Raw genomic sequence first — 8,790 nt, forward strand, 5'->3', positions numbered from 1 at the left:
CGCGCTGCTGGCCCAAGCCTTCAGCGCCCTCGGGCTCTCGCCCGGAGCACGCGCATACTACGACCGGCAACGAGCCCGCGGCGCGAGCCATAACGCCGCTCTGCGCCAACTCGCCAACCGACTCGTCGGCATCCTCCACGGATGCCTCAAAACCGGCACCCACTACAACGAGACAACCGCCTGGTCGCATCACGTCAACTCGACTGCGGCTTGACATTCAAAGCTCCTGGGATGTCTTTCGACCGGCCGGGCGAGGAGCTCCGGCGGTCTCGCGTAGTGAGCCGGCGGGTGGCGGGGCGTATCTCAGCCCTCGGCGGTTCCCGCCGCCTCCATCTCCCGGCGCAGGCTCAACGGGCGCATGTCGGTCCAGACCTCCTCGATGTAGGCGAGGCACTCCGCCTTCGGGCCGTTCGGGCCGTCCGCCCGCCACCCCGGCGGGATGTCCCGGCCGACCGGCCAGATCGAGTACTGCTCCTCGTGGTTGACCACGACCTGGAACATGCGGTCATCGTCGTCGAACATCGCTTCTCCTCCGTGCTTCCACAGGGTTGGGACAAGGGTTTGTGAGTGGTGTGCGGTCAGCTGTCCAGGCCGGCCAGCAGCATGTCGAGCTGTTCCTGGTCGAGTCCGGCCTCGGGGAAGTCCGACGGGGTGAACCCGCCGTGCCGCACGGACACGCAGTGGTCGATCAACGCGGTCAGCTGGTCGATCGTGTCGTGGGCCAGCCGGGCGACGTCGTCGTGTGCGTAGTGCCGTGCGCCGTAGGAGAACGTCAGGCGCAGCCGGCCACCCGAGGTGATCCCGGTGATCTCCAGCGGGTGCGGTCGGTGGTTGTCCGGGTGGTGTGCCGGCGGCTGCGGCTCGGGTGCCGGTTCGAGCAGCGGTCCCGCTGGTGTGTCGCCGCCGACGGCGGGTGTGTCGAACTGCCCCAGGTAGTTGAAGCTCACCGTGGGTTCGGGCAGGGCGGCCAGTTCATCGCCGAGTCGCGGGTGCAGGTACCGCAGCACCCCGTGGCTCAGGCCGCTGTGGGGGATCGCCCGCAGCTGTTCCTTGACCGACTTCAGCGCCGTACCCGGGTCGTCGGTGCTCGGCAGCACCAGCCGAACCGGGGCGATCGACGTCAGCCACCCGACCGTGCGGGCCAGGTCCGCGCCGTCGACGAGGTGCTGTTCCCGGCCGTGGCCCTCGAGGGCGAGCGTCAGCTCCTGGCGGCCCGTCGCGGCGGCGAAGGCACGGAGCAGCGCGGTCAGCAGCACGTCGTCGATGTGCGTCCGGTACGCGACCGGCACCTCACGCAGCAGTCTCGTGGTGGCGGTCGCGTCCAGGACCACCTCGACGTGCTCGGTGTCGGCCTCCATCGGGCGCTCCGGCGCGTCCGGCAGCATCAACGGCGCGCCGCCCTCGGTCCGCTGTTCGCGCCAGACCTCCGCCTCGCGTTCGATGTCCTCGGTGGTGGCCAGCCGGCCCAGCGCGCCTGCCCACGCGCCGGGCGGCGTGCCCGCCGCCTGCAGTTCGACCGGTCGCCCCGCCATCGCCTGCGCGTAGCCGACGTGCAGGTCCTCCAGCAGCACCCGCCAGGAGACCCCGTCGACGACCAGGTGGTGCGCGGTCAGCAACAGCCTGGTCAGGCCGGGGCGGCCGCCGTCGACGAGCACCATGCGCAGCAACGGGGCCCGGTCGAGGTGGAACTCCTGCGCCCGGGCGGCCGCCGCCGCCCACGCCCGGTCCCAGTCCGGTTCACCTGCCACCGACACCAGCGAGACGACCTCGTCGGCCGGGACCTCACCGGGCGGCAGCACCTCCGCCACCCAGTCGTCGTCCGCGTCGCGCCGGAACCGGCTGCGCAGCGCCTCGTGCCGGACGACCATCGCCTCGGCGACCTCACCCAGCACCTCGGCCACCCGATCCAGCGGTGTCCCGGTGCCGACCGCGAAAGCGATCCCCAGGTTCCAGTGCCCGGGCCGTGACAACCGCAGGCCGAAGAACCAGTGCTGCACCGGGGTCAGCGGCACGACCCGGGCGCGGCCGGGGTCGGGGTCGGCCGGGCCGATGCCGACCGGGCCGTCCACCGGTTCGGCCACCGCCGCCAGCTCGGCCACCGTGGGGTGGTCGAAGAACTGCCGTGGGGTGATCCGCAGGCCGCGCCGGGCGGCCTGGGAGACCACCAGCAGCATCATGATCGAGTCCCCGCCGAGCTCGAAGAAGCTGTCGTGCACCCCGATCCGCTCCACGCCGAGCACCGCCGACCAGGCCTGTACCAACTGCCGTTCCGCGTCGGTGTCCGGCGCGACGAACCGGTTGTCCAGCTCCGGGCGCAGGCGTTCCGGGACCGGCAGGGCGAGCCGGTCCGCCTTGCCGGAGGTCGTCAGCGGCAGCTCCGGCAGCCAGACGAACACCGAGGGCACCATGTAGGTCGGCAGCCGTTCCGCCAGCGCGTTCCGCAACGTCGACACGCTCGGCTCGGCACCGTCGGGCACCAGGTAGGCGACCAGCCGCGCCCCGCCGCCGTCGTCCCGGCCCATCACGACTGCCTGCCGAACCGACGGCTGGTCGAGCAGGACCGCCTCGACCTCGCCCGGCTCCACCCGGAAGCCGCGCACCTTCACCTGGAAGTCCGCGCGCCCGGCGAACTCCAGCAGACCGTCCGGTGACCACCGCACCAGATCGCCCGTGCGGTACATCCGGCCACCGGTCCCGAACATGTCCGGCACGAACCGGTCGGCCGTGACCCCGGCCTGGTTGACGTAACCACGCGCCAGGTTGTCACCGGCCAGGTACAGCTCCCCCACGACACCGACGGGCACCGGCCGCAGCGCCGCGTCGAGCACGTGAGCGCGGACGTTGGCGATGGGCCGCCCGATCGGGATCCGGTCGGGCAGGTGCGTCGCGGGCAGCGGCCACCAGACCGACACCACCGAGGTCTCCGTCGGTCCGTAACCGTTCATCGCGACGGCGTCGCACACCGACCGCAACGCCTCGACCGTGCCCCGCGACACCGCCTCACCGCCGACGAAGACGATGCGCAGCCCGGGCGGGAGCCGACGGGACGGGTCGGCGAGGATGCCGTCGAGCATCGACGGCACGTAGTTGACCACCGTCGCGCCGCCCTCGGTCATCCCGGTGGCGAGTGCCTCCGGGTCGGCCGGGTCGGCATCCAGCACGAGCAGCGTCGCGCCGGTGAGCAGCGGCCAGTACAGCTCCCACACCGAGAAGTCGAAGCCGGGCGAGGTGCGCTGGGCCACTCGGTCGCCAGGTCCGATCGGGTACTCGCCCTGCACCCACCCGAGATGGTTGAGCACTCCGCGGTGGGTGGCCATCACCCCCTTGGGCAGTCCGGTCGAGCCGGACGTCAGGATGATGTACAGCAACTGGTCGGGCACCACGGTCAACGGCAACGGGTCGGACGGCAGCGCGGCGACGGCGGCGCGGACGTCCGGGGCGTCCAGCACCACGACCTCCCGGCCCCCGGCCCGTGCCACCCGGTCCGTGGTCGCGCCCGCGGTGAGTACCAGTGAGCTCGCGGCACGCTCCAGGAGCAGGGCGACGCGCTCGGGCGGCTGGTCGGGGTCGATGGGCACGACCACCGCGCCGGCGCTGATCACCGCGTGGAACGCGACCACCAGGTCCAGTGACGGGTCGAGACAGACGGCGACGGGTGTCTCGGCCCCGGCGCCGCGGGCACGCAGGTATCTGGCGAGCCGGTGGACGCGTGCCCCGAACTCCCGATAGGTCGTCTCGACACCGGCATGGGCCACCGCGACGGCGTCCGGAGTGCGAGCCAGCTGAGCCTGGAACGCCGCGGGAAGTGTCCGGCCGAGCGGTTCGGTCTCGCCGCCGTCGGCCCACGACCCGACCACCAGCGCGGTCTCGGCGGTACTGAGCATCGGCAGTTCGCCCACCGTGCGACCCGGATCGGCCGCGAACGCCAACAGCAGGGTGCGCAGGTGGCTCAGCAGCCGGTCGGCGACCCCGTCGTCGAACCAGCGCCGGTCCACCAGCAGCCGCAGCGTGAGCCGACCGGACACGCCCGCGGCCAGGGTGAGCGGGTAGTGGGGCCGCTCGTGGAACCGCAGATCGGTGATCTCGAGCTTCTCGGTACCCGCGGGCCATTCGGTCCGGACCGGGTAGTTCTCCATCGCGACGACCGTGTCGAACAGTCCCGTGGCGGCAGGCAGGTCGCTCCATCGCTGGACCTGGGTGAGCGGGCTGTACTCGAACCGCCTGGCCTCGGCCAGCTCCGCCTGCAGCGCGACCAGCCACTCCGCCGAGGTGGCGTCCTCGTCGATCCGGACCCGTACCGGCAGGGTGTTGCTGAACAGGCCGACCATGGTGTCGACCCCGGGCAGCTCGGCCGGGCGACCGGACACGACCGAGCCGAAGACCACGTCCCGCCGTCCGGCGTACCGGCTGAGCAGGACGCCCCACGCGCCGTGCACCACGGTGCCGAGCGTCAGCCGGTGGGCGCGGCACGCCCAGCTCAGGTCATCGAGTTCCGCGACCGTCAGCGACAGCTCGACCTCGTCGAACGACGCGTCGTCACCCGCGGTGGCCCGTGCGGCGGGCAACGGGGTGGCCTCGGTGCACCCGGCCAGCTGATCGCGCCAGTACGACTCGGCGGCGGCGAGGTCCTGCGTGCGCAGCCAGTCGACGTACTGCCAGTACGGCCGGGGTGGGGCGGCCGGTGTCTCCGCGCCGCCGCCCCGGTACCGGGCAAGGACCTCGTTGAGGACCTGGGCCGTCGACCAGCCGTCGAGCAGGAGGTGGTGATGGGTCCACACCAGCCACCACGTGTCGGCGGCCAGGCGGATCAGCGCCAGCCGCATCAGTGGCGCCCTGGCGAGGACGAACGGCGTCGCGCGGTCGGCCGCCAGGTACCCGGCCAGCCGCGGTTCGTGCTCCGCCGGCGCGACCCCGGTCCAGTCCAGGACCTCCCACGGTGGTTCCGCCCGCGGTCGCACCGCCTGCACCTGCTGGTCGAGCCCCTCCCAGAGGAACGCGGCACGCAGCGCGCCGTGCCGCCCGACCACCTCCGACCAGCAGGTGCGCAGCAGCTCGGGCTGGATGACGCCCGCCAGCCGGACGACGACCTGGTTGACGTACACGCCGAGGCCGTCCTCCGCGACGCTGTGCAGCAACATCCCCTGCTGCAACGGCGTCAGCGGGAAGACCTGCTCGACCGCGCCTGGCTGCATCGGGTTCACTCCCGTCAGTTCGTCCCGGTGTGGGTGCCGGGGGTGGGGGCTGTGAAGAACCGGACGAGCCGGTCGATGGCCTCGCGGTAGCCGCCCGCGCTGTAGGACAGCCGGAGGGTGTCCGGCAGCCCGAAGTCCGAGCCGGGGACGGTGGCCACCCTCGTCGTCCGCAGGATCTGTTCGGCCAGCTCGAGCGAGCTCCCGATCCGGTGCCGCCGCAGGAACGGTCCACAGTCCACGGTGAGGTAGAAGCTTCCCTGTGCCGGCAGCACCCGCACGTCGGGCACCGTGGCGAAGCTCTGCACCGTGTAGTCCCGCCGTCCCTGGTACAGGGTGGCGAGCTCGGCCGGTCCGTCCGGGTTGTCCAGCGCGGCGAGGGCGCCGTACTGGGAGACCGGGTCGGCCGTGAGCAGGGTGTGGTGCTGGATCACGGTCAGCGGCTGGACCAGTTCCGCGGGCACGATGCCGTAGCCGACCCGCCGCGCGTACATGCGGTGGCCTTTGGAGAACCCGTTGGTCACGACCACGGGGCACCGCAGCAGGCCATCGAGCTCGACGGCCGACCGGACGGGCGGACCGAACACCACGTTGGCGTAGATCTCGTCACTGACCAACACGGCTCGGCCGTTGACGATCTCGTCGACCCGCAGGAGCTCCTCGCGGCTGACGACGTTGCCCAGCGGGTTACCCGGGGAGTTGACGACCACGATCCGGGTACCGGGACCGACCGCCTCGGCGAGCGACTCGAAGTCGATCCGCATGGTCACCGGATCCACCCGGTAGTAGCGGACCGTGGCACCGACGAGCTGTGCCGAGAAGACGTACAACGGGTAGTACGGCAGCGGGACCACGACCTCGTCCCCCGGGCCCGCCAGCAGCTGGAAGAGGTTGCGGAACAACGCGCTGGTCCCGGTGCTGACCACGAACCGGTCGGCGGGCAGCCGGGTGCCGTGCCGTGCCTGGTACTCGGCGGCCAGCCGGTCCCGCAGCTCGGGCAACCCGGCCGGGTGCACCCGGCTGGCCCTCGGGTAGTCCGCGGCCGCCGCCAGCATCGCGTCGAGCACGGCCTGCTCCGGCGGCAGTTCGGACTTGCCAAGGGTCAGCCGGATGACGTCGTCGTACCGCTGTTCCAGGGCTGCCGCCATCTCGTCGATGACGAACATGAGGAACCGCATGTCGGCGAACGACACCGGGGGCCTCGTGGTGAACAGGGCCGCTCGGGCCGGTGCTCTGGTGCTCATCTCTCGGGTCTCCTTCTCACGGTCGCACCCTCGAGGCCAGCTCGGCAGGCGTTCGTGCCTCGGCGACCGGCACGCCCAGCACGGCGGCCGCTCGCAACGCGGTAATCCGGTTCGCCCCCAGGGCATTGGGTGCGTCATGCCTGCCCAGGGCGTCGACCGCGAGCAGGCCGGCCCAGACCCGGCACAGGCGTTCTTCGGCCGGCCCGACCGGTGGCCGGTACTCGCCCACCGCGTCACCCGCCACTGACGGCAGGCCGGTTTCGTCGACCTTTCCGTTGGGCAGCAACGGCATCCGGTCCAGCCGGACGAACCGGGCCGGCACCATCTGCTCGGCCAGCCGCTCCCGCAGGTGGGCACGCAGGTCCGGTGGCCTGCCGGTGCCGGTGAAGTACGCGACCAGTTCGGGACCCGACGCGGTGCGCCGGACGCGCACGGCCACCGCCGACACGTGCTCGTGCTCCCGCAGCCGGGCCTCCACCTCACCGATCTCGATGCGCACCCCGCGGACCTTGACCTGCCGGTCGGTCCGGCCGAGGAACTCCAGCTCGCCGCCGGGTAGCCGGAGTACCTGGTCGCCGGTGCGGTACATCCGGTCCCCCGGCCCGCCGCCCACGTGGTCGGGCACGAACCGATCGGCTGTGGCCGCCGGGTCGAGCCGGTAGCCGGTGGCCAGTTGGCCGCCCGCGAGGTGCAGCTCGCCGGGAACACCGTCGGGAACCGGCTCCCCCAGCTCGTCGAGGACGTATGCGGCCATGCCGTCGACCACGGTCCCGATCGGCACGGTCGGCCGCGGGTGCCGGGAGCCGGACGGGGGATCGGCCTGCTGCCACACGGTGTCCACCGCGCATTCCGCCGGCCCGTACACGTTCAGCAGGCGGGCGCCGGACTGCCCGGCGAACTCGACGGCCAGTGCGTGGGGCAGCGCCTCGCCGCCGCACAGCACCATGCGCAGCGACGGGCACTCGCCGAAGGTGCCCGCTTCCAGGTGCGCGCCGAGCAGGCTCGGCACCAGCTGGATCACCGAGATGGACTGCCCGGTGATGGCGGCGCGCAGCGCGGCGGGCTCCTTGCTGGTCTCGGTCGGCACCACGACGACGACGGCACCGCACGCCAGGGGAGCCACGATCTCCCACAGACCGGCGTCGAACGCGACGGGCGTCCGCTGGGCGACCCGGTCCGACCGGCGCAGGCCGAGCCGCTCTCCGCTCCAGCGGACGAGCCTGGACAACGCGCCGTGGGGCACTTCGACGCCCTTGGGCCGGCCGGTGGAACCCGAGGTGTACAGCACGTACGCCGACGACTTCGGCGAGACCGGCACGTCCGCGGCCGGGTGGGCGGCCGGGACGGCGGGCGCGCCGAGGTCGAGAACCGGACCGTCGAAGTCCAACGTGTCCGCGGCACCCGCGGTGATCAGGGCGTCTGCCCCGGACCGCGCCAGCATGTCGGTGGACCACTGCCGCGGGTACTCCACGTCGAGCGGGAGGAAGGCGGCGCCCGCGGTCAGGATGCCGAGCATCGCGACGACGAGGTCGGCCGATCGGGGCAGGTACAGGGCCACCACCGTGCCGGGGCCCACGCCGATCCCGGACAGGCGGCCGGCACAGGCGGTCACCTGGTCGCCCAGTTCCCGATAGGTCATCGTCCGGTCGCCGTCGACCACGGCGACCGCGTCGGGCGTGGCGCGAGCGTGCGCGAGGACCATGCCGTGCGCGGTTTCCGCCGGTGGCTCCGCCGTCCCGGCCACGCGGACGGTGGCTGCCCTCCTGGGGTCCCGGTCGAGGTCGTCGACCGCTTCGGTGAGCAGCCGCAGACAGAGCGGCAGCGCGGACTCCGCGTCACCGTCGGCGCGGACGACCCGCAGCAGCAGGCTGTCCCCGGTCTGTTCGGCGACGACCGTGAACGGAGCGGGCGCGTGGTCGGCGAACTCCACCCTGGCTCCCGCCGGTCTCGCCGGGAGTTCCCGGTACTCGAAGGCGGACCCGTCCATGGTGCCGCCCCGGTGCGCCGGTACGACCGGAAACATCACGTGTGGCTCGACCTGCGCCCACGTCCCGGCGACCTGGCCGATCAGCGCACGCCAGGTCGACACGTCCCGGTCCACCACCACGGGAACGGCGAGCCGGAACTCCCCCACGGCGGTGGGTCCGACCCCGGCGGCGGCCCGGCCGTCCACGGTGAACCAGGTACCCACCGTGCGAGCCCCGCTCAGCAACCCGACCAGTCGCAGGTGGACGGCGAGAAGCACGGTGCGGACCGGAACACCCAGCGACGCGGCGGCCCGGCCGAGCCGCGCCACCAGATCCGCGGGCACGACCGCACTGGACCGCACCTCCCCGGCCCGGATGGCCGGCGCGACC

General features: G+C 72.7%; 4 protein-coding genes and 1 pseudogene. 1 reads left to right on the top strand and 4 read right to left on the bottom strand.

The features are described from left to right. Positions 1–214, top strand: a pseudogene (locus tag ACJ73U_RS15325) (IS110 family transposase); the annotation flags it as partial. An 89-nt stretch (positions 215–303) separates the two neighbouring features. Here the strand turns inward: ACJ73U_RS15325 and ACJ73U_RS15330 are convergent. From ACJ73U_RS15330 to ACJ73U_RS15345, 4 genes are all read right to left on the bottom strand, one after another. Then, positions 304–522, bottom strand: a complete 219-nt coding sequence (locus ACJ73U_RS15330; RefSeq protein WP_407778288.1) for an MbtH family protein — start codon at positions 520–522, stop codon at positions 304–306. A gap of 56 nt (positions 523–578) precedes the next feature. Then, a complete protein-coding gene (locus ACJ73U_RS15335; RefSeq protein ID WP_407778289.1) occupies positions 579–5,192 on the bottom strand; it encodes an amino acid adenylation domain-containing protein in 4,614 nt (1,537 codons plus the stop codon). 14 nt (positions 5,193–5,206) lie between these two features. Continuing rightward, complete coding sequence (locus ACJ73U_RS15340; protein ID WP_407778290.1) at positions 5,207–6,433, bottom strand: pyridoxal phosphate-dependent aminotransferase; 1,227 nt, start codon at positions 6,431–6,433, stop codon at positions 5,207–5,209. Positions 6,434–6,449: 16 nt separating this feature from the next. Beyond that, a partial coding sequence (locus ACJ73U_RS15345) for an amino acid adenylation domain-containing protein (RefSeq protein WP_407778291.1) occupies positions 6,450–8,790 on the bottom strand: 2,341 nt, incomplete at its 5' end.

Origin of the sequence: Actinophytocola sp. (assembly GCF_045807065.1) — a bacterium.
GTDB lineage: Bacteria > Actinomycetota > Actinomycetes > Mycobacteriales > Pseudonocardiaceae > Actinophytocola.

Bases quoted from the DNA above. Each gene is read 5' to 3' on its own strand.
- ACJ73U_RS15330 (WP_407778288.1), bottom strand. From the start codon at position 522: ATGTTCGACGACGATGACCGCATGTTCCAGGTCGTGGTCAACCACGAG.
- ACJ73U_RS15335 (WP_407778289.1), bottom strand. From the start codon at position 5,192: ATGCAGCCAGGCGCGGTCGAGCAGGTCTTCCCGCTGACGCCGTTGCAG.
- ACJ73U_RS15340 (WP_407778290.1), bottom strand. From the start codon at position 6,433: ATGAGCACCAGAGCACCGGCCCGAGCGGCCCTGTTCACCACGAGGCCC.